Here is a 22,508-nt window from a genome sequence, read left to right on the forward strand (position 1 = left end):
TATGGTGCGTATCTGACCTGGTGCTGATCGTCGCCTGCAGGCAGACAGCCATAAAAAAAAGGCCAACCTTACGGCTGGCCTTTTTTTATATGGAATTGCAACAGATTATTTCGCAATTTCAAGTTTACGTGTTGTCAATCCTTTATCGGTATTGATACGGATGTTGTATATACCGGCAGCCAGGTGTTGTGGCAGGGTTACTTTATGCTTATTGGTAGTAGATTCAAAAGCATTCACTTTTAATACCTCTTGTCCGATAGCATTATAGATAACCAGTTCTTTCACTTTAACTGCTCCTACTGCTTCAACATACAGTACATCACCATTATTCGGGTTAGGATAAACCTGTACCAGTTTAGCATCTTTGTCTATATCATTGACACCGGTACCGCCGATAATAGTTACCATAGTACTGTCTGTAATATCACCGCAGACGCTGTATGTTTTCAGTGTCACGTTGTAGTTACCGCCACCAGGGAATGTGTGGTTGGTTAAACCTACTGTTGACGTAGAAACAGGCACAGTAACCGGTGCAGATCCGTCACCGAAGTTCCAAACGAAGTTGGCAACATTCTGAGGGTTCAGTACAGAGAACTTGAAACCGGTTGCAGATAATGGCTGAGTAATGATCGCATCAACTGTTGGCATATAACCGCTTGGTACGATATCTACTGTATCAATGGTCAGACAGCCCTGGTTGCTGGTTACATAAGCAATATATGTTCCCGGGTTAGAAATAGTAACCGTTCTGCTGGTTGCACCTGTATTCCAGTAGTAGTTACCACCGTTCAGGCCACCTGTACCGGCATCCAGAACTTTTGTACCACCCAGACACAGACCTGTACCATTAGCTGCTAAGTCTACAACAGGATTCCATTTCATGTTTACATCAATCGTATCTCTGCCTACGCAACCATATGTGTTGGTTACTTTCACATTGTAGATACCAGTTTGCATCACACCTCTTGTCTGTGTAGTTGCACCGTTATCCCATACAAATACTGGGTTATCAGGCAGTGTACCAGGGTTCAGGGTAATTGTGCTGCCCTGATTGATACAGGTATCGATATTCGCACCCAGGTTCGGAGCTGGTACAGGACGGATATACGCAATTACCATTTGACGTGGTGTTGATTCACAAGGTTTAGTGATCAGGAAGCGCATATTTGGTCTTTGACTCAGTACAGAACCAGTCGCAGTATAGTTACATGCATCGGCTGGTGTAAAGCTATAAGAAGTATTATAGTGTGTAGCAGCAGATGAAGTCGTATGGTACTTAACTGTATTAGACGTGTTAGAAGAGTTATTATTACTCCAACAAGTTTGTACTACCACATTAGATACACCATCCCAAATGAATGGTACGTCAAATGTCAGGGTGTTATAACCGGTAGTTGTGGTCCAGTTAGCAGGCAGTTTTACATCTGTAACCGGTAACCATGAGCTGGTTACTAAAGTTGTAGCTGTAGTATGACCCATTTTCACCGCAAATCCGTTATAAGTTGCACCTGAAGTAACAACGTCAAATGCCAGATTCAGAATTTTAGAACCACCTGTTGCACCTGCAGCAGTCATTTCCGCAGCAGTGATCAGGTATTGATGTCTGTAACCACCACCTATACCGTAGAATGGAGATACCGCACCAGTACTGGTCGTAGTACCTGACCCGATATTCACATTAGTTGGTGTCATACCACCACCTGCAACTACCCAGAAAGTATCTGTTTGTGTCAGGTATGGCGTCTGCCAAGGAGAACCGGAACCGATTGCAATACCACCATTTGCACTTTCGTACCATTTTGGTGTACTGTTACCGGCAGTAGTAGCTTCCAGGGTTACAGAACCCGGTCCGCAATGCATACTGTCTTTTTTAGATACAAAGCTTGGTGTAGATACTACAATGTATTTGGTTGGTGATGCACATACGCTAGAACCCGCATTTACCATCAGACGATAGTATTTGTTAGCCGTCAGCGATGCAGTGGTATAGCTTGTACCATTAGCACTGGCTATATTCACATATGTAGCACCATTGTCATTAGACTGTTGCCATTGCAGGCTGTTTGGATAATAGTTATTGGTAGGTACTACTGTCAGTACAGTTGTACCGCTGTTACAGATCGTATCCGGGAATCCGGTAATCGTTTGGTTACCTGGTTGTACCCATACATTAAAGGTATCCGCTCTTGAACAGGTAGTAGCCGCTACAGTAGTATCGCCACCGATTGCATAATAAGTGTGCTGACCAGCTACAGAAGATTTCATATAAACTGTATTTGCAGAACCACCAGTGTATGGAATAGTTGCCGCAGCATCAGTATATAATTCTGTAATTGGATACCATTTGTATGGAGTATAAGGATTCGGAGTCGGAGGGGTCATAGATAAAGTCGCAACTGCATTATTACATACAACCGGAGGAGCTGACTTAGTTGCAGCAGGACCAGGGTTGATTGTAGCAGTAACCGGTACACGTGGAGATTCACAACCTACCAGCATGTTGAAACGGATATTAGGACGGCTGGTGCTGGTGTAGGTATATGCAGGAGCAGAACATACTACAGCGTTATCACCATAATAATATAATGATGAGTTGAAGCTTGTTGTGCTACCCGCTACGGTGTTACCAGATACATATGATGTATTGTTGAAACAGGTTTCAATAATGATGTTAGATGCACCATCCCATACAAACGGAGTGCTCAGTGTGTGCACGTTAGTGCTGGAAGCAGTCGGTAAGTATGAAGCATTGGTATATACAGAAGTCATACCAGTCTCCCATGCAGCTAAAGCAGTCAGTGTTGTTTGCTTCATTTTGATTTCGAAGTTGGTCAGTGCCAGAGTATTGGCACCAATCACCTGAAATGCTATTGACTGGATAGTACCAGGACCGAACCCTAAAGCTGTCAGTTCTGATGCACGGATCAGGTACTGATTCTTATTACCATAATAATAGTTATAGTAAGGGTTAGGTATGCTTAATGCCGTAGTACCTGTACCCACCCATTGTGAAACCGGGCTGGTACCAGAAGCAGCAGCAGCATAAAAGTTGGTAGTAGCAGGGATGTACGGAGTTACATATGCGGGACCTGTAGCTACTGGTAAACCACCCGTTGCTGCTGTATACCAGTTAATCTGTGTACCTGCGATAGATGGTGTAGCACCCAGAGATACCTGACCAGGTCCGCAACGCTGACCGTTTGTACCAGTTACAGTACCAGGGTTATTTACAATAACAGTATCTACAGAAGAGGTTACTGCCGGAGAACCGTTACACAGTACCTGCATACGATAGTATGTAGTTGCAGTCAGACCAGTAACACTACCACCAGGAGTTGCTGTAGCAGTACCCAGGTTAGTCCATGGACCAGTAGCAGCAGGTGCACTTTGCCATTGATAAGTGATTCCGCTGGCCTGAGGCATCAGGGAGTCAATAGTCAATACTACATTACCGGTAACACATAATTTACCAGGAGATGCATCAGAGTGAACGTTAGTAGGGAAAGTAATTGTGTTACAAGCAGGAGGAGTTACAACATTGATTGTGTAATCTTCTGTCTCACCATAACTGTATGTTGTACATGGATCAAAGTTAGTAGTATTATATACCGTTCTTACACGTAAACGGGTAGGACCAGCCAGTGCCGTTACAGGAGGAGTGATCGTACCGGTAAAGGTACCGCTGGTTACCATGGTAGCACCAGAGTTTGCACAAATCTCAGAAGTACTGAACACACCATCGTGGTTCCAGTCTGCCCAGATCATAACACCGCAACCATAAGTCATTAAGCTTACATTAAAGTTGAACGGGAAACCTGCAGCGTTAGAAATCGACATTGCCATGAAGTTACCATAGCTGGCAGGAGAACAACCAGAGTTCAGGTTGCTTACGTTCACCATAGCACCAGTAGTAGAGAAACTGTTGATCTGACCTAAAGTACAACCATATTGGAAGGTTGGTACACAGAAACAGTTCAGCCAGCTTTTTACAGCAACCAGCTTAGCAGTAGAGTAAACCGGAGTACCACCGCTACATACTGCTTTCATACGGAAATAAGTATTAGCTGTAATACCTGCAGTCAGGTAAGAGTTAGGGCTTACCGCGCTGGTCACATTAGACCATGAACCTGCAGCACCAGTAGCGGATTGTTCCCATTGATAAGTCATACCGCTACCGATTGTAGCACCAGTATCTACCAGGGCAAATCCCACGTTAGGACAAATAGAATCTACAAGAACCGGAGAACCGGCCAGAGGAGGGTTAGTACATGCTGGACCAGTTACGATATCAAACTGTGCATCCGGTCTGCTTAAAAATGCAGTTGCACCGGCAGTATTCCCAGTTGTCATTGAACAACCTGCAACACCATCAGCATAATAACCAAAAGTACGGGTAGTAGTGAATGTAGTACATCTAAAGCCATAGTTTACACTATAGCTGGTATTATCTCTACACACCTCGATCAGGATATTGTCTACTCCGTTCCAGAAGTATGGGGTCGAAAAGGTATACGTGTTCCATCCTACAACCGGAGTCATAGTGGCAGCAGTATACACATTCGTCATACCAGTTGTCTGTAACGCAGTAATCGAAGTGATGGTATTAGATATACCAGCAATCTTGATGTTTACATTCAACGGAGTCGGAGAACCTAATGAAGTAATATTAAAGCCGAGGCTGTTAATATTACCGGCAGTAGCACCTGCAGCAGTCAGCTCAGATGCAAGATACAGATATTGTATTCTGTTATCATGATAGTAGGTAGAGTACGGCACAACGCCGGTTGTGCTGTTTGCTGTACCTGTAGTACCTATTGTATAGACAACAGCATGGCTCAAACGCGGCATAAACGCCAGCGGAATAAGCAGTAAAGAGAAAAGCCAATGTTTTGCTCTCTCAATAAACGTAAAGTTTTGCTTCATACTTTAAATTTTAAAAATCCTTATATACTAGTTTGCTTCACGAATATAAAAAAATTATTATCAATTTCTTATATTTTAAAAGAAAAAAATTTTATAATTTCTTAACAAATGTATGTATATACAAATACCCTTAACAAGGTAGACAGGCCCCAAAATAAAAGGGTTGGTTTGCAGGGAAATATTTTTTTTAAAGAAGATTATCCAGGGCAGACCGCAGCTCTCCCATGGCATGCATGTCACCGGCAGCACGGGCACGCTCAATCCCCGCCTCATATATTTCCGCCGCAGCCGACTCCTTACCTGTACGCTCCAGCAGCTTGCCTAAATGATAATAGGTTGCAATGTATTCCGGCCGGGCTTTTAAGTTATCATTAAAATATTTTTCTGCATCTTCAAGGGCATCATTTTTTACATACTCCAGTGCCAAAGCATGCACGAGAAAAGGATCTTGAGGCGATTGGGCTAAAAATTCTTTAAGTCTGGTGATTCTATCCATATTACAATGTTCTTTCTTGTTTTCTGATTAAAGATTGAATTAATGCAAAAATTGAATAAACTTTTTATTTTTGTTGCTTATCCAAAATCTTTTTTTATCACATGCAAAAAACAAACGGAATAAAAAGATTCCTGCCTGATGCTATAGTCATCATTGCATTTCTGATTATTAGCGCACTATACTGTGCTCCGGCCCTTAAAGGTAACCGCATAGCTCCACATGATACCATCAGCTGGATGTATATGAGTAAAGAAGCCAGAGACTATTATGCCGTGAATGGTAAAGGACCGGGCTGGTCTAACTCCATGTTCGGTGGGTCTCCTGCTTCAATGATCTATCAGCCAAGCTCTGCCAACTGGTACAATACCATATTTGGAAAAGTACAATTGCAGCCGGACGACGGCAGCCTTAACCCGATTATGCTCTTCTTCTTGGCTATGGTGAGCTTTTTCCTGCTCATGAAAGCACTGCGACTCAATTCATGGTTGAGCGGAATAGCCTCGGTTGCATTTGCATTCACCTCCTACCACTTCATCATTATTGCGGCAGGGCACGTGACCAAAATGATAGACCTGTTGCTATTCCCCGGAGTCATTGCAGGTATCATCTATATTTACCGCGGCAGGTATGCCTTAGGTACATTGTTATTCGGTATATTCATGGCTTTGTTTATTGGTGCCAATCACTTCCAGATTATTTATTACGGCGTTATCGTTTTTGCAGTATTAGGACTGGCATTCCTCTTTATTGCCATTCGCCAAAAACAGTTAATGTCTTTTGTCAAAGGCTCTTTACTGATCCTGCTGCTGTCAGGGGTATCGCTCCTGCTTAACTATGCCAGCATCATCATCACCTCAGACTATAGTAAGTATTCTATCAGGGGTAATGCCAGCGAGTTAACCATCAACAAAAAAGACAACCCCGAAGAGAACAAGAATAAAAGTGGCTTATCCAAAGACTATGCCTTCCAGTGGAGCAATGGTATCGGAGAGACATTCTGTATCCTGGTACCGAACCTGTATGGCGGACAGAGTGGTGAAAACATCGGTCCAAATTCCAAATTCGGAGAGGCGCTCTCGGAGCTGGGTGTACAAGACTACCAGGTAGAGCAGATGACCTCCAGAGCACCAACCTACTGGGGGCCACAGCCATTCCTTTCCGGCCCTATCTACTTTGGTGCGATTGTTTGCTTCCTGTTTGTATTGGCATTGTTTGCAATCAAGAGCCCTTTAAAATGGTGGATTACGGCATTATCAGTATTATTTATGATGCTGTCATGGGGTAAAAACTTCGAAGCATTTAACTACTTCCTGTTCGACCACCTGCCCTTATACAACAAGTTCAGAACGCCGAGCATGGCACTGTCTATCACCGGAATATTATTCCCTTTACTGGGCTTCTGGGGACTGCACGAGTTCATGAGCGATCGCTATACAAAAGAGCAGCGCATAGCCATGCTGAAAAAAGCACTGTACATTACCGGTGGCTTAACGGTACTGATCCTGCTGTACAGCCAGACGATGATGAGCTTTAAAGGAGACGGTGATGCTGAAATGGCAAAATCTTACGGAGAGCATGCCAATAATCTGCTGAAAGCCATCAGAGAAGACCGCCAGTCACTGGCTCTGAAAGACAGCTTCCGCAGCCTGTTATTCATTCTGATTGCCGCTGGTGCAATATGGGCATATGCAACCGAGAAATTACAGAAAAATATTGCGGTTGCCTTACTGGGACTGTTCTGTATTATTGACTTATGGGGTGTAGGACACCGCTATGAGCATGAAGAGACCTATACCGATGCGGCTACCCTGGAACAGAACTATTATACCCCACGCCCGGTAGATGTCGAAATCCTGAAAGACAAAGACCCTGACTTCCGTGTGCTGGATCTGTCGATCAATACATTCAATGATGCCAAATCTTCCTATTTCTATAAAACAATAGGCGGGTATCACGCTGCAAAACTGCAGATTTACCAGGATCTGATCGAAACACAAATCAGCAAATTGAACAGTTCAGTACTGAACATGCTGAATACAAAATACATCATTACACAGGGTCAGCAACCAGGACAGGAGCGATTAATTCCGAATCCCAATGCACTGGGCAATGCATGGTTTGTATCAGAAATTCACTTTACCAAAACAGCTGATGAGACGATTCTGAGCATGAATGCCCCAAGTATCCAGGATGCAAAACCGGATAGCCTGAACAGTGGATTCAATGCACTGAAAACGGCCGTAATCCGCGATCAGTACCGTGCTGCAATAGGAGCCGACAAATACACTAAAGATTCTACTGCACGCATCAAACTGACCAAATATGATCTGCCGGCATTAACCTATGAATCTGTAAATGATCATGATGGTTTCGCCGTATTTTCCGAGATCTATTACCCGGAAAACTGGAAAGCATTTGTCGATGGTAAAGAAACGCCGATCTATTGCGTAAACTATGTTTTAAGAGGTATTAAAGTACCTGCAGGTAAACATGAAATCAAATTTATCTACGAGGATAAAGCGTTTAAGAAAGCAGAAAATATTACCACTATCGGTAGTATTGTCCTCACTGTAATTATGCTGGCTGCTCTTGTTATGGCATTCATAAAAAGAAATAAGCCTAAAGAGGAAACACCGAACGACGAACTGGTGTAAATACAGACGTAAATACTTACATTAAAAAAAGTGCGGACAGTTAAACTGTCCGCACTTTTTTTGCTTACTATGTATAGGTTTATTTCTTTATCTGCCATATAACGGCACCATGATAATGGAGCAGATGCCTGATCAGGTAAGGATCTGATACCGTAACAACACTATCCCCTACCTGGCTCTGTATATACGCTCCGGCAAGATCCGGCACCTCCTGTTTTTTCATGATCAAACCCTTTGCTTTAGCCTGATACAAATAAAATTTCAAAGGTGCATTATAGTGATCATCAAAAACCAATACAGCTCCCTTTTCATCCTCATCTCCTCTGTTATACTGGCTAATGTGCTGCACGTTGATTTCCGCATGTGCATCATTTCCCGAAAGGGTATCTTTCAACAACACAACATAGGCCGTCGTAAACAATAATATCAAGAAACCGATCCCCATCCTGCGCTTCAGCTGGCTGATGTTTGCCGCATGGCGCAGGTATTGATATGCGCTCGACAAAGCATAAGCCGCTACAATGGCTAAGAAAGGATATACCGGGGCATCATACCAGCCCAGCTTGGTTTTGGCCAGAGAGATCATCAGCAAAAACCCCAGGCCCATTAAAGCCGTAAACAGGACCAAGCGGCCATGTGCGGTACGGCGTTGCCGATACCCCAGCCACATACCTGCAGGCACAAACAGGAACCAGAAAATAAAGTCTCTGCCCGTCATCCAGGAAAGGTAGAAAGTCCAGTTCCCGTCGTTGGCTTCTTTTGCTTCCAGAAAACGCCCGCCCAGTTCATTTTCCATCACCGCATGAAGATAGCCGGGATTATACCGCTCGCGGATAAAGTAATAAGGTAGCGCTATCAGCAAGAAAAGTACTATTGCGAAATAAGTATTTTTATTGCGGAGAAAAGCCTGTAATTGCCCGCTCAGCAGGAGATAAAAGACGAGAGCAGGCACAAATAATAATCCGGCAACCCCCTTGGTAAGCACGCCCAAACCGAATGCCACAGCCGCTATCCAGATCTGGCGGGTAGATTTTGTCTCGGTATACTGCCACAAACTAATTCCTCCTACTGTAGTCCATAAAGTAAGCAGGGCATCGTAATCTCCCGTACGCGTTACATGCAGGTCTACATAACCTTTCGTCGTTACCAGTATACCGGCTGTAAGTATTGCCCATACCGGGTTTCCAATGCGTTGTTGTATAAACCGGAACAAAAAAATCAGTGTCAGCAGGGCGGCCATTGCAGAAGGAAAACGTATAGCCCATTCATTAATGCCCCATAATTTCAGGGAGCATACCTGCAGCCATATCATCAATGGCGGTTTGGTATTCCACATATCAGGTTTGCCATCGAAATAGGTAACCCAGGGATTGTGGTTTTCATACATTTCTATGGCATTTACCGCCAGTCTCGATTCATCCCAGAGCCGGATGGACAAACTACCCAAACCGGCAAATAAGGGAATGCAGGCCAGGATAAACAGGGCAGCATATATAATTCGGTTCTGATGGAATTGCTGAGGCATGAGACTATGAAAACATTTTTAGATCTGCTACATAACAGAACGCAATATTACTAATGTCTACGTAAAAATAAGCGGGCAATAAAAGATCCTGGTAAGATAGCAGATCTTTCAAAAAAGGGCATAAAAAAAGTCCAAACAATATGTTTGGACTTTTGAAGAGAGCAGAAGACGCGATTCGAACGCGCGACCCCAACCTTGGCAGAAGAATAGTCCTGCTGCTTTTAACGGCTTACAAAAGGACAATGATGTAGTGTAAGTGGATAGTACGTTGCGACAATATATTCTCAAAGGAATTACAACACTCAAATTGCAAATAAAATAGTTTGACTCTATAAATTTAAGCTGGATAAATAATTCACAAAACTATTAAATATATTGCCTTTATACCAACAATATTTATACATTTGCATTTTTTTCAGCAATAAGGTTTTTTAACATTTAAACTTAAACAATTACCGAAAAATATAATATTAATAAGGAACAACAATACATTCAAATTTAAAAAAATATGAAAATCACTAACTACAGTTAATATCAAAGTATGACATCCCTAACTATGATTAATAATTTTTATTTGCGCAGAGTTTCATTTTGAACTGCAAAACAAGTATCCGCTATCTAATTTTAACAAATACTATTATTACCAAGCGTTTTTCAAACACCAATATTTATCACTATACTCAACATAGGTAAAAGAACGCCATGCCAAACTATGTTGAAAAAATTTAATGGTAGGCAAAAGACTTTATGATGAAAAAAATTATTGCACCATTTGCAATTCTGGTTTCATGTTGCACAGTTACCAACACAAATGCGCAGGATTATCGACCTGCATATTTAACTGTAGAAAATCAATTCATTTCTACAAATTTCGACATTGTCGATTTCTCTGGTTGGTTGGAAGCTAAGTATGATAAAGAATTAACGCTTGAAGAGTTTCTTGCCAATAAACAACATTTTGGTCTTGGGGACGAAGATGGCTTCGTTTTAGTTAGAGAAACCGGAGATAATTATCCATTCATCAAGGAAGAAGATAGAATAACACACTCCCGGTACAACCAAACTCACAATGGTGTAAAAGTAGAATATGCCGAAATATTTCTGCATCATCAGAATGATAAAATTAAATTCATTAATGGAAAAACAGCAGAAGGGCTCAGCATAAATGTTTCACCATCGTTGAATGAGAATGAGGCTTACGACAAAGCAATTGACTACTTAGGTACAGGCAATATTTATAGCTGGCAGGATGCAGAATACGAAATATCACACAAAGAATGGAAGAATGATACAGATGCGACATCATATCCAAAGGGAGAACTTTTAATAGCAAAATTAAATCTGAATCAGGACTATTCTAACAAAGAGTTCGTATTGGCTTGGAAGTTCAACATTATCTCTTTGTCACCAGCAATGTCAAAAGCAGTTTATGTTGATGCTCATACAGGAGAAATCATCAAAGATCTTGATTTACAAAGCCATGGATCAGGAAATCTATCTTACGGTTATGGAAGTAATGTTTATTTAGACACTCGATACAGAGGCGGATTGTACTCGCATTATGTAGCAAGAAGCGACGACGCAAATGCTCCTAAAATCTGGACAAAAAAACACCACTCTACAGGTGCATTCGGAGGTTATAACTGCACCTGGCCATATAATATAATGGGATGCACCACCAATGCCTTCGACCAGGATGATTACTGGGAAGATGAAGTTGTAGCTACCCCTCACTGGTTAGGTACAAAGGCATGGAATTTCTGGAAAGTAAAATTTAATAGAGAGAGCTATGATAATGCGGGCGCGGAAGTAAGGATACTCAATAATATGCCGCAGAAGCAATCTTCATACGATCCGAACGATGATGTACTCCGTTTTGGACGCTTAGATGGCGCGAACGGCGGACCCCATCAGGCCACAAGGGATATTTTCGGTCATGAATTTGGCCACGCAGTGATTAGATATACACTTGCTAACGGAAATTTCAATGGAGCCAATGAACCCGGAGCATTATGTGAGTCTTTTTCGGATATTTTCGGGTACGAACTGGAACGATATATCAATGGAGGACATCTCAACTGGTCTCTGGGCGAAGATACACAAATAAGAAGATGGATGAACAATCCTTCTCAATCAGTAGTTTATGGAGCAGCAGAAGGTTGCAGTGATCACAATCAAAGTCAGCCTGCTTTCTACAAAGGACCAAGATGGTATTTTGGTAGTTGCGACCGAGGTGGTGTGCATATAAACAATGGTGTACAAAACTACTGGTATTACCTACTATCTCAAGGTTCCGTCAATGCTCCCGAAGGAACATTTAATAATATTTCTGTAGGTGGAATCGGCTCCGATAAAGCTTTGAATATAACTTTCTACAGCCTCGACAACATTTTGTCTTCAAATTCAAATTTTAATGACGCCAAAAATGGTGCCATTTTAGCTGCTGCTATACTTTACGGTAGTTGTAGTAATGAAGTGATACAAACGACCAATGCCTGGGCTGCAGTAGGTCTGGGAACAGCCAGACTTCCACTCTCAATTTCAGGGCCTAGTTTTATAGGATTTAGTGGAAGCACAGGCCTTCCAAATTCAGGCTATCCAATTAATTATTATGCTAATGGTGGTAATGCAAGACAGTATGTATGGTCTTATAGCGGGAACTGGTCTTATTCTGTTTTAAGCCCAGGTTTCCCTTGGGATAATCATTTTAAAATTACTAATTTTAACAACCAATTTGCTACTTCTATACTTAGTGTTAGTGATAGATGCACTACGGTTTCCAGAACAATCTATTTCCTTAATACAGACCATATTATTGAAATAAATCCCAACCCGGTAATATCAGGTACAGCACAAGTTCGCTTAAAAATGCCGGTTGTTGACGACGCTAATCCTGTTATTATAAACATTGTAGACCTGCAGGGAAATTTAAAACTAAACCGAACAGCGACTACCAGTGAATTAACAATTGATCTGAATGCTCTGCCAAATGGCAATTATGTACTTCATGCCAGTCAAAATGAATTGGCAGGAAGCATTCAGTTTATTAAACAATAAAATTACCATTCACACGTTGCACTAAGCATAAGTGATTTGCAGCGTGTGAATATTTAAACCCGATTAAATGAAAACAATATCACTAATAGCTTCATTCATTTTGTATTCTATTTATGCAACAGGACAATTAAAACATTCATTCGCATTAGATTACAATATATATGGAAATGTTTTTTCATCGCCACAACAAGGCTTTTTCTCTAAAGAAAATTACAGGTATTTTTGGCCACAAATAAGTTATACAGTAAAAAAAGGTAAACAAAGCCTAAGTCTATCTGCGTTAATTTATGGAAAGGAATTGTATTATAGAGAATTAAAAGAAGGTGATCTATATAGATATGAAAATACTAGCTTTAATGCACTATATGGATATGAAATATGGGAAAAGAAAAACTTTGCCTTCAATCTAAACGCAGGCTTGAATTATGGCAAGTATTCGCATAGCAGTGTTGCTTGGATGCCCGATCCATACGAATACATTCTTGATGGAGGAAAAGAATGGGCTCTTGGGCTTGTAATTGGTGCAAACCCTCGTTTGAAAGTGTGGAATGGCTTTTTTGTAAATGGTAATTTTAGATATACATTGAACCCATTTACTCATTATACCAGACATTCAAATACACTATATATAGGGGTCGGATTGGGTTACGAATTTGGGAAAAGCAGAAATTAGGAATTATTTACGCCAATTAATAAAAAATCATCTTTGAAAATTACTATTCCGTTTTATTGTCCTCAATTTTGGCAAAACGTAGCTATTAAATAACAAACTTATACTTGTTTAATAGTTAACTGTACCTCAGAATTTATCAAGAACAATTGATAAAAATAGTAGTCTAAATAATCATCAGGTAAAGAGTTTGAACTTTTACAGGTTCTCCCTGGCAAATGAAATAGGTCATCAACGTTGATGACCTATTTCATTTATATCAGCCTTTGAAGAAAGTAATATTTGTTCGACACAATAAAAAAACCGTACTCAAATGAGTACGGTTTTTACTTGGAGCAGAAGACGCGATTCGAACGCGCGACCCCAACCTTGGCAAGGTTGTGCTCTACCAGCTGAGCTACTTCTGCAGGTTAGGTACGCTTGCGTACCTACTGGTTTTTTGTGCCCCGGGCCGGACTTGAACCGGCACGGACATTGCTGCCCACAGGATTTTAAGTCCTGCGTGTCTACCAATTTCACCACCAGGGCTTAGGCAAATCATAAAAATGATTGTCTAAAAATTCCCTAAAGAATTTGGAGCAGAAGACGCGATTCGAACGCGCGACCCCAACCTTGGCAAGGTTGTGCTCTACCAGCTGAGCTACTTCTGCATTGAATATTGAAAGAACTTTAGAACTCTTTTCCCGTTTGGGATTGCAAAGATAGGATTCTTTTTTAATCGCACAAATTTTTTTGTCAAAAAATTCAAAAAAATTTTTCCAATATTCCGTTTATACTAGTATTCAAAGTCTACCCCGGTATAGTTATGCGGAGTGATCGCTTTAAGCTCTTTTTTGATTTCTACTGAAACATCCAGCCCTTCGATAAACTGGTGCAGCGTTTTCTGTGTTATACCCTCTTGTCCTCTGGTCAGCTCTTTAAGCGCTTCATACGGTTGCGGATATTGTGCTCTTCTCAGAATGGTCTGAATAGCCTCTGCCACTACAGCCCAGTTATTATCCAGATCTGCACTGATTTTCGCCTCATTCAGCAACAGTTTACCTAAACCTTTTTCAATAGATTTTAAGGCAATCAGACCATGCGCCATAGGCACACCAATGTTTCTCAATACCGTAGAATCGGTAAGGTCTCTCTGCAGGCGGCTGATCGGTAATTTGGCACTCAGGTGCTCATATAAAGCATTGGCTACACCCAGGTTTCCTTCTGCATTTTCAAAATCGATAGGATTTACTTTATGTGGCATGGCAGAAGAACCAACTTCTCCTTTCTTTGTCTTTTGCTTAAAGTACTCCATCGATACATATGTCCAGATATCACGACAGAAATCGATCAGGATATTGTCAATACGTTTTAAGGTATCGAAGTGTGCCGCAAGGTTATCGTAGTGCTCGATCTGAGTCGTAAACTGCATTCTCTGCAGGCCCAGGCGCTCATTTACAAATTCGTTACCGAAAGCAACCCAGTCATGGCCCGGGAAGGTTACGTGGTGCGCATTGAAGTTACCGGTCGCCCCTCCGAATTTCGCAGCATAAGGAACATATCCGAACAGGTCGATCTGGTTTTGCAGACGCTCTATAAACACCATAATCTCTTTACCTAATGTTGTCGGAGAAGCAGGCTGACCGTGTGTTTTAGCCAGCATAGAAATATCTTTCCAGGAGCGGGCCATCGTGCGTATTGTAGACATTACATTCAGCAGGTAAGGCATGTATACTTCCTCTACAGCTTCTTTCCATAAAAGCGGGATAGCTGTATTGTTTACATCCTGAGAAGTAAGCCCAAAGTGTACCCATTCTGCAACACTTTCTCCGCCCAGCTGATTCAGCCGCTCTTTGATAAAATACTCTACTGCTTTTACGTCGTGGTTGGTTACCTTTTCGGTTTCCTTGATCTGCTGTGCATCCTCTTCAGTCATCTCTTCATAGATCGCACGCAACTGAGCTGGCTTTACAGATTCCGGCATCGTGAAAATGCCTTTATCTGCCAGTAAAATAAAATACTCAATTTCTACCCGTACACGATAACGGATCAGACCGAATTCAGAAAAATATCCGGCCAGTTCCTGTACTTGTTTATGATAACGACCGTCTACAGGGCTTATGGCGCCTAATGGAGAAAATGATGACTGCATAATATTGATATGAAATATTTTTTATATAGAACAGCGCAAAAGTACAAACTATTGTTAGAATCATAAAATACTGTAACCAGACCACTTTCGAAATATGCTTGTTACAGCCGGACAATCCATACTTGTACGGCACCTTACACAAATGGCATTAAAAAATATTTAAGATTCTTTGTAACTTTTTTGCCTTTAATTCGATTAAGTATCATTGACCGCATAAGATTACGATGTGGTCCGTTCTGGTATATATCACCCCCTATAGACCCTATCATGATGAAATGTAAAACACTGTTACTGCTTTGCTGCAGCTTACTCTGCTGCCAGGTAATATGGGCAGTCACACTTAAAGGAAAAATCACAGACCCTAAAGGCGAGGCTATTCCATTTGCCACCCTGCAGGTCAGCGGAACGAGTAATGGCACTGCCGCCAATGAAGATGGTTACTATGTGCTGCAGCTGCCCGAAGGCAAAGCCACACTGGTTGTACGCATGATCGGTTATAAGCCGGCCTATAAAACCCTTATGGTAAGCAATAGTACTGAAACGCTGGACATCGTCCTGGAAGAAGAGTCGAAAGAACTGACAGAGGTTACGGTAAAAGCTAATGCGGAAGATCCTGCATATGCCATCATGCGCCAGGTTATTGCACAAAAATCGAAGCACAGTAAGGCGATTAAAACACTGGAGGCAGATGTGTACCTTAAAGGTAAACTCCTGATGCGGGATATACCTAAATCTTTTTTCGGAGTAAAGATAGAAGAGAAGGATGCGGCTGACATGCAAAAGGACCTGATGCTGGACAGTAACAACAGGGGTATCTTATACCTGTTGGAGCAAATGACGCATTATACCTATAAGGCCCCAAAAAGCACCTACAATGAGGTAAAAGCGATAAAGACCAGCGGAGATCCCAAGGGACTGGGATTTGCGCAAATGCCGGCTATTGTAAATATTTATGAAAATAATGTAAGCCTGCTCTCCGGCATCGGCAGCCGTGGCTTCATCTCTCCGGCACATAACAATGCATTTTTCTATTACCGCTTCCGGCTGCTGCAATCCTATATGGACAATGGCCTGATGATTCATAAAATTGCGGTTATACCAAAAAGGGAGTATGAACCTCTGTTCCGGGGTACGGTTTATGTGGTAGAGGGCGACTGGGTTTTCCAGCAGGTGCAGCTATCGCTGGACAAGCGGGCCCAGATGGAGATGCTGGACACGCTTGTGTTTGAGCAGCAATACCGCAAAACGGAAGACAGTAAATTATGGGTGATACAGCAGCAGATTATGTACCCGCATATGTCTCTCCTGGGCTTTAAATTCTCCGGTGATTTTGTGACCAATTACGGCAATATGGTGATCAATAAACCGGTGAATGAAAAATTATTCAGCAGCAAAATAATCAGCACCTACGATCCTGAATCTTTATCAAGAGACAGTAGCTATTGGGAGCAGCAAAGGCCCATAAGCCTTAGTACGGAAGAGCAGACCAACTATCATAAAAAAGACAGTGCGGCACAGATAATGCAGAAAATGCGGGACTCGCTCGGCCCTCCGAGTTCCCGCCGGCTGGACTTCATTTCCTTCTTGACCACCGGTGCGTATATCCGCAAAGGCCATCATGAATTCGGATTAAGCGGGCTGCTCAATCAAGTAGGATATAATACCGTTGAGGGTTTATACACCGGACTGGAGCCTTACTGGCAATACAATCCGCACAAAGGAGATATGGTAAAACTCATCGCCAACAATCGTTATGGCTGGGCCAATCAGCAATACCAGTATATGTACACCGCACAATATGCGCATGAGGATACTACCCGAACAGATAAGGGCTGGAAAGTACAGCTCAGTGGCGGCCGTTATGTATTCCAGATTAACCCGGACAACCCGATCAGTGCACCATGGAATACTTCTGTAAGCCTTTTTTACGGGGCAAATTATATGAAACTGTACCAGGCAAGCATCGGCAGACTTAACTTTGAAAACCGTTGGGGCAACGGATTATCCTTATCGGCAGATCTGCGTTACGAGGACAGAAGCCCGATGGAGAACCATACGGATTATACTTTCTATCAAAAAAGAAGAGGCGAATTTACGCCTAACAATCCACCCGAATTGCCCGCATTTGAGGCGCATAAAGCGGCCATCGCAACCATCAGCCTGAACTATCAGCCAGGCTGGAAATATATACAATACCCCCAACAAAAAGCAGCTGTAAAAGGCAATGCTCCACTGTTCGGCTTATCCTATAGTAAAGGTATAGCAGGTATTATGGGCAGCCGCAGCGATTTTGACCGCTGGACGGTTTCGGTAAAAGATGAATTCTCTATGAAGTTACTGGGAAATATCCGCTACAATGTACTGGCAGGGGGCTTTCTGAACAAGCGCTATGTAGGCAACCCGGATATGTATCATATTATGGGCAACCAGACTATCCTGTCAGGTCAATACCTGAATAGCTTCCAGCTGGCCCCTTATTACCGCTTCAGCAGCATTCCCTCTCTGTATACTGAAATGCATGCAGAATGGCATTTCAACGGCTGGCTTACGAACAAAGTGCCCCTGTTTAAACGCCTGAACTGGCATTTGGTTGCTGCCGGTAATCTTATGTACATTAACCAGAACCAGTACTACGGCGAATATTCTGTCGGACTGGAAAATATAGGCTTCAAATTTATGAAAGTGCTGAGGGTCGACCTGGTTGCCGGATACGAGCAGGGTAAGGCACGGCCGAATTATGGTTTACGCCTCGGGTTAAGCGGAATTTTCTCAACCTTGAAATAATCTGGGAAAAGCTGTATATTACCCCTTTGTAATCACTATTGCGCACATTTTTGAAATGATATTAATTTTTATTAGATTTGCGCACTTTCATTTTATTAAAAACATAAAGTAGGAAAATGGCAATAATTCAAAACATCCGTGACAAATACGCTAAAATAGCAGGTGGGGTCATCGTTGTGGCCTTAGTAGGCTTTGTTCTTATGGATGCTACCAGTGGCGGTCGCGGCGGAGGGTTATTTGGGAAATCTACCAAAATAGCGAATGTAAACGGCAGCAAAATCGATTTTAAAGAATATGAATCCCGTATTACGGCATATGAAGATCAGCTGAAACAACAGGGACAACCGACTGACGAAAATACCCGTGCACAGGCGAGAGACCAGGTGTTCAACCAAATGGTACTGGAAAAGCTGATGGCTGACATCAATGATAAACTGGGCCTGACGGTTACAGAATCAGAGATGAAAGAAATGTTCTCCGGCAATAACCTGGACCCTATGGTAATGCAGGCACTGACTGGTGGCCAGCAGGTAGATCCTGCACAGGTGGCTGCTCAGGTAATGCAACTGGAGCGCACTAAAGATCCTAAGCAAAAAGCACAATGGGAGCAGTTCAAAGCACAATTGAGAGAGGCTAAAATCCAGAATAAATTTTCTGCTATGGTAGCCGGTAGCGTGTATACTCCAAAATTCGTACTGGATGACCAGCACGAAGGCAGAGCCAACAACGCGACCATCAGCTATGTAAACCTGCCATTCACACTGATCAGTGATGATAAAGTAAAGGTTACTGATGATGATATTAACAAATACATTCAGGCTCATAAAAAACAATTCGAATCTAAAGAAGAGACTCGTGCTGTGGAATATGTAAGCTTCAACATCCTGCCTTCTAAAGATGATACTGCACGTGTAATGACTTCGATCAATGCACTGCGTGCAGACTTTGCTGCAGCTACAGATGATGAGGCATTTGTAAAAAGAAATTCTGACAACCCGGTTCCGGTAGCGTACCAGACTAACGAAGCGTTACAAACTTTACCTAATGCTGCAGAAATTACTTCAGCTGCTCCGGGTAGCGTTGTAGGCCCGTTCTTTGTGGGTGAAAATGTTACATTGGCTAAAGTGGTTGATCGTGGTAGCTTCCCTGATTCTGTAAAAGTGCGCCACATCCTGGTGATGACGAAACAAGGTCCTAATGCAATGCGTACTGATGCTCAGGCTCAGGCTCGTATTGACAGTGTACTGGCTATGGAAAAAGCTGGTGTACCTTTCGATTCACTGGTTGTACGCTTCTCCGATGACTATAATCCTCAGAGGCCTGATGCACAGAAAGGTGAATATGAATTCCCGCTGTCTCAGAAATCAGGTATCAGCAAAGAATTTGGTGACTTCGCATTCAGCAGTGCTGCTGTAGGCGCTACTAAAGTGGTAAAAGTTGACAACCAGGGTTATGCCGGTTTCCACTATATCCAGATCCTGAAAAAAGGTAAAGAAATCTCCAGCAGCAAAATTGCGTTTGTTGGTAAGCAATTAAGCGCGGATAACAATACTTATAATGCGATTTACGCAAAAGCATCTCAGTTTGCTCAGAAGATCACTACTGATCCTAAAGCTTTCGATAAAGAAGCATTGGCTAATGGGCTGAACAAACAAAATGCTGCTGGTATCAATCAAAACAGCTTTATCATTCCTGGTGTAGGTGCATCTAATGATATGGTAAGATGGGTATATAATGCTAAGGTTGGTGATGCTTCTCAGATCTTCCCATTAAGCGGCAACCGCCTGGTGGTAGCTAAACTTACGGAGATCAATCCTAAAGGTATCATTAAGCCTACCGGTGCTACTAAAACAGCCCTGGAAAGCTACCTGAAACAACAGAAGAAAGCTCAGTTACTGATCGATGCCAACAAAGGCAAAGGACTGGATGTAATTGCACAAAACAATCAATTACAGGTTGCTACTGCAGATTCAGTAACATTCGTTGCTAACTCTATCCAGGGTATCGGTAACGAACCTAAAGTACAGGGTTATATCTTCAATAAAAACTTCAAAGAAAACACTGTTTCTCCTGGTATCGGTGGTCTGAATGGCGTATACTTCGTTCTGGTAAACAAACGTTTTGTAAATGCTGCAATGGGCCGTGATCTGAAAACAGAGCGTATGATGAACGATATGATGATGAAATCAAATGCAACGCAAATGATTATGCAATCAATCCGTGAGTCTGCTGATGTAAAAGACATGAGAAGCAGCCTGTATAACTAGACTACTACTTTTCGTATATAAAAAGGGTTATGTATCACTACATAACCCTTTTTCTGTAATATTGCATACCCAAAATGTTCTGAGCAATGCCGGCACCCAAACGTCTCGTATTTACTGTAACCAATGACCTGAATTATGACCAGCGCATGATTCGCATCTGCACTACCCTCGCCGAGGCAGGGTATGATGTTACGCTGGTAGGTCCCTGGCGCAAAAGAGGGCAGCCTTTGATCAAACGGCCATTCCGCCAGACACAGTTACGGGTACTGGCACCAGCCGGCAAATTATTCTACGGCAGCTACTGGATTGTACTGTTCTTTTACCTGCTGTTCAAAAGAGCAGATGTGATCTGTGCCATAGACCTGGATACTATCATGTCCGTACTCTGGGCTTCGAAGATCAAGGGCTGCAAGCGTGTATATGATGCGCATGAGCTATTTACCGAAATGAAAGAGGTGGTTACTAAACCACGTGAAGCAAAGATCTGGAACTGGATTGCAGATTATGCGGTACCGCAATTTCCGGTTGGCTACACTGTAGGTAATTACTGTGGCCAGTACCTGCTGAAAAGACATGGAGTACACTACCCTACTATTACGAATGCAACGGTTTTACGTCCGCTGGAAACCATACCGGACCGGGATAGTAAACCGTTTATACTATATCAGGGTGCGGTGAATAAAGGGCGCTGTTTCGAACAATTAATACCCGCCATGCAGTGGGTAGATACACCATTGCTCATCTGCGGCAGAGGAAACTTTTTTGAAGAGGCACAGCAGCTTGCAAAGGAATATAATGTGAGTGATAAGATCACTTTTAAAGGGTTTGTACCACCGGACGATCTGTACCATATTACCCGTGAGGCTAAGATAGGCCTTATCTTACTGGATAGCGTGTCACAGAATAATGTGTATTCTTTGGCCAATCGCCTGTTTGATTATATGCATAATGCCGTACCTCAGTTATCGATGGATTACCCGGAGTACCGTGCGGTAAATGAACAATATGAAATTGCACTTTTGCTACCCGCAGATCCGAGTCCGGAACTGATTGCAGCAAAAATCAATTACCTGCTGCACGAAAAGGATTATTACAATAAACTGGTTGCAAACAGTCTCGAAGCCCGTAAGGTGTATAACTGGCAGGAAAATGAAAAAGTCCTGCTGGATATTTATAAAAAATTATTAGCCGGCTCATGAGTTTACGTTTCTCTGTAGTCATACCGATGTATAATGCGAGCCGGACGATACTCGCAACAATTACCTCCTGTCTCGAACAGGAGTACTTGCCGCATGAGATAATTGTTGTTGATGATTGCAGTACGGACAATGGCGTAGCACTGGTACAACAAACATTCGGAGATAAAGTAAGGGTATTGCAACAGGCCGCCAATGCTGGCCCTGCTGCGGCCCGTAACAGCGGCTGGGACCATGCCTCCGGCGATTTTATAGCCTTCCTCGACAGCGATGATCAATGGCACCGGGAAAAATTGCGTTTATGCCATCAGGTACTGCTGGCACAACCTCAGATCGACCTGCTCTGGCATTATTACCAGACTGCTGATCTGCCCCAAACATTCAATAGCGCAACAACACCCGTTAGGACCTCATTTTTGAGCCTTTTGCGCCAAAACCCCATATCTACCAGCTGCGTATTATTCAGGCGAAATACGAGCCTGAGATTCGATAGCAGGATGCGGTATTGTGAAGATTATGATCTTGCACTGAGATTTACCTATAGTCACCAGACCTGGTTGCTGCCCTTATTCCTAACTCAGCTCGACAGACCGGTGCTGAGTGAAGGCGGACTGAGTGCCAACCGGAAGCGCATGCGTATGGGTGAAATGCAGGCCTATAGTCATCTGGCCAGGTTACACCCCGCCTTTACCTTGCTGATACCAATTTTATATATCTGGAGTGGGGTCAAGCACCTGCTGGGTGCCCTTTGGCCTTCCAGGAAAATAAAAAAAGCCGCAGAATAATTTCTGCGGCTTTTTGTTTA

General features: G+C 42.6%; 11 protein-coding genes and 3 tRNA genes. 7 read left to right on the plus strand and 7 right to left on the minus strand.

Annotated elements, in window-relative coordinates; genetic code table 11:
- Positions 1-105: 105 nt before the first annotated feature.
- Together EMP01_RS03465 and EMP01_RS03470 are read right to left on the minus strand one after the other, a co-directional pair.
- Complete coding sequence (locus EMP01_RS03465) at positions 106-4,923, minus strand: GEVED domain-containing protein (protein WP_129020088.1); 4,818 nt, start codon at positions 4,921-4,923, stop codon at positions 106-108.
- A gap of 187 nt (positions 4,924-5,110) precedes the next feature.
- Positions 5,111-5,419, minus strand: a complete 309-nt coding sequence (locus EMP01_RS03470; RefSeq protein ID WP_129020089.1) for a hypothetical protein — start codon at positions 5,417-5,419, stop codon at positions 5,111-5,113.
- Positions 5,420-5,520: 101 nt separating this feature from the next.
- On the opposite strand from EMP01_RS03470, the gene EMP01_RS03475 reads away from it, so the two are divergent.
- The gene (locus EMP01_RS03475) at positions 5,521-8,073 is read left to right on the plus strand and encodes a YfhO family protein (RefSeq protein ID WP_129020090.1); all 2,553 of its coding nucleotides are present in this window, start codon (positions 5,521-5,523) and stop codon (positions 8,071-8,073) included.
- Between the two features lie 79 nt (positions 8,074-8,152).
- Here EMP01_RS03475 and EMP01_RS03480 read toward each other — a convergent pair whose 3' ends face one another.
- A complete protein-coding gene (locus tag EMP01_RS03480; protein ID WP_129020091.1) occupies positions 8,153-9,598 on the minus strand; it encodes an ArnT family glycosyltransferase in 1,446 nt (481 codons plus the stop codon).
- A 747-nt stretch (positions 9,599-10,345) separates the two neighbouring features.
- Here EMP01_RS03480 and EMP01_RS03485 point away from each other — a divergent pair.
- Both EMP01_RS03485 and EMP01_RS03490 read left to right on the plus strand, forming a co-directional pair.
- On the plus strand, positions 10,346-12,655 hold the full coding sequence (locus EMP01_RS03485) for a M4 family metallopeptidase (RefSeq protein ID WP_129020092.1): 2,310 nt from the start codon (positions 10,346-10,348) through the stop codon (positions 12,653-12,655).
- A 67-nt stretch (positions 12,656-12,722) separates the two neighbouring features.
- A complete protein-coding gene (locus EMP01_RS03490; protein ID WP_129020093.1) occupies positions 12,723-13,328 on the plus strand; it encodes a hypothetical protein in 606 nt (201 codons plus the stop codon).
- Between the two features lie 328 nt (positions 13,329-13,656).
- Here EMP01_RS03490 and EMP01_RS03495 read toward each other — a convergent pair.
- From EMP01_RS03495 to purB, 4 genes are all read right to left on the minus strand, one after another.
- Positions 13,657-13,732, minus strand: a tRNA-Gly gene (locus tag EMP01_RS03495).
- 35 nt (positions 13,733-13,767) lie between these two features.
- Positions 13,768-13,853: transfer RNA gene (locus EMP01_RS03500), tRNA-Leu, on the minus strand.
- Between the two features lie 46 nt (positions 13,854-13,899).
- A tRNA-Gly gene (locus EMP01_RS03505) sits at positions 13,900-13,975 on the minus strand.
- A 125-nt stretch (positions 13,976-14,100) separates the two neighbouring features.
- Positions 14,101-15,456 (minus strand): adenylosuccinate lyase, encoded by a 1,356-nt coding sequence (gene purB, locus EMP01_RS03510; protein ID WP_129020094.1) that lies wholly within the window; start codon positions 15,454-15,456, stop codon positions 14,101-14,103.
- Between the two features lie 267 nt (positions 15,457-15,723).
- Between purB and EMP01_RS03515 the strand changes: the two genes are divergently transcribed.
- The 4 genes from EMP01_RS03515 (at position 15,724) to EMP01_RS03530 (ending at position 22,488) form a co-directional block, all read left to right on the plus strand.
- Positions 15,724-18,240, plus strand: coding sequence for a DUF5686 and carboxypeptidase regulatory-like domain-containing protein (locus EMP01_RS03515; RefSeq protein ID WP_129020095.1), 2,517 nt, complete (start codon positions 15,724-15,726; stop codon positions 18,238-18,240).
- Positions 18,241-18,356: 116 nt separating this feature from the next.
- Positions 18,357-20,507 (plus strand): peptidylprolyl isomerase, encoded by a 2,151-nt coding sequence (locus EMP01_RS03520; protein WP_129020096.1) that lies wholly within the window; start codon positions 18,357-18,359, stop codon positions 20,505-20,507.
- A gap of 86 nt (positions 20,508-20,593) precedes the next feature.
- Positions 20,594-21,706, plus strand: a complete 1,113-nt coding sequence (locus EMP01_RS03525) for a glycosyltransferase (protein ID WP_237559459.1) — start codon at positions 20,594-20,596, stop codon at positions 21,704-21,706.
- Positions 21,703-22,488: a glycosyltransferase family 2 protein gene (locus tag EMP01_RS03530; RefSeq protein WP_129020097.1), complete on the plus strand. Its 786-nt coding sequence runs from the start codon at positions 21,703-21,705 to the stop codon at positions 22,486-22,488. Before EMP01_RS03525 ends, EMP01_RS03530 begins: the two co-directional genes overlap by 4 nt.
- The last annotated feature ends 20 nt before the right edge of the window (positions 22,489-22,508 follow it).

Source organism: Edaphocola flava (genome assembly GCF_004118155.1).
In the GTDB taxonomy this organism is placed as follows: domain Bacteria; phylum Bacteroidota; class Bacteroidia; order Chitinophagales; family Chitinophagaceae; genus Edaphocola; species Edaphocola flava.

Bases quoted from the DNA above. Each gene is read 5' to 3' on its own strand.
- EMP01_RS03515 (WP_129020095.1), top strand. From the start codon at position 15,724: ATGATGAAATGTAAAACACTGTTACTGCTTTGCTGCAGCTTACTCTGC.
- EMP01_RS03475 (WP_129020090.1), top strand. From the start codon at position 5,521: ATGCAAAAAACAAACGGAATAAAAAGATTCCTGCCTGATGCTATAGTC.
- EMP01_RS03485 (WP_129020092.1), top strand. From the start codon at position 10,346: ATGATGAAAAAAATTATTGCACCATTTGCAATTCTGGTTTCATGTTGC.
- EMP01_RS03480 (WP_129020091.1), bottom strand. From the start codon at position 9,598: ATGCCTCAGCAATTCCATCAGAACCGAATTATATATGCTGCCCTGTTT.
- EMP01_RS03470 (WP_129020089.1), bottom strand. From the start codon at position 5,419: ATGGATAGAATCACCAGACTTAAAGAATTTTTAGCCCAATCGCCTCAA.
- EMP01_RS03465 (WP_129020088.1), bottom strand. From the start codon at position 4,923: ATGAAGCAAAACTTTACGTTTATTGAGAGAGCAAAACATTGGCTTTTC.
- EMP01_RS03530 (WP_129020097.1), top strand. From the start codon at position 21,703: ATGAGTTTACGTTTCTCTGTAGTCATACCGATGTATAATGCGAGCCGG.
- purB (WP_129020094.1), bottom strand. From the start codon at position 15,456: ATGCAGTCATCATTTTCTCCATTAGGCGCCATAAGCCCTGTAGACGGT.
- EMP01_RS03490 (WP_129020093.1), top strand. From the start codon at position 12,723: ATGAAAACAATATCACTAATAGCTTCATTCATTTTGTATTCTATTTAT.
- EMP01_RS03525 (WP_237559459.1), top strand. From the start codon at position 20,594: ATGCCGGCACCCAAACGTCTCGTATTTACTGTAACCAATGACCTGAAT.
- EMP01_RS03520 (WP_129020096.1), top strand. From the start codon at position 18,357: ATGGCAATAATTCAAAACATCCGTGACAAATACGCTAAAATAGCAGGT.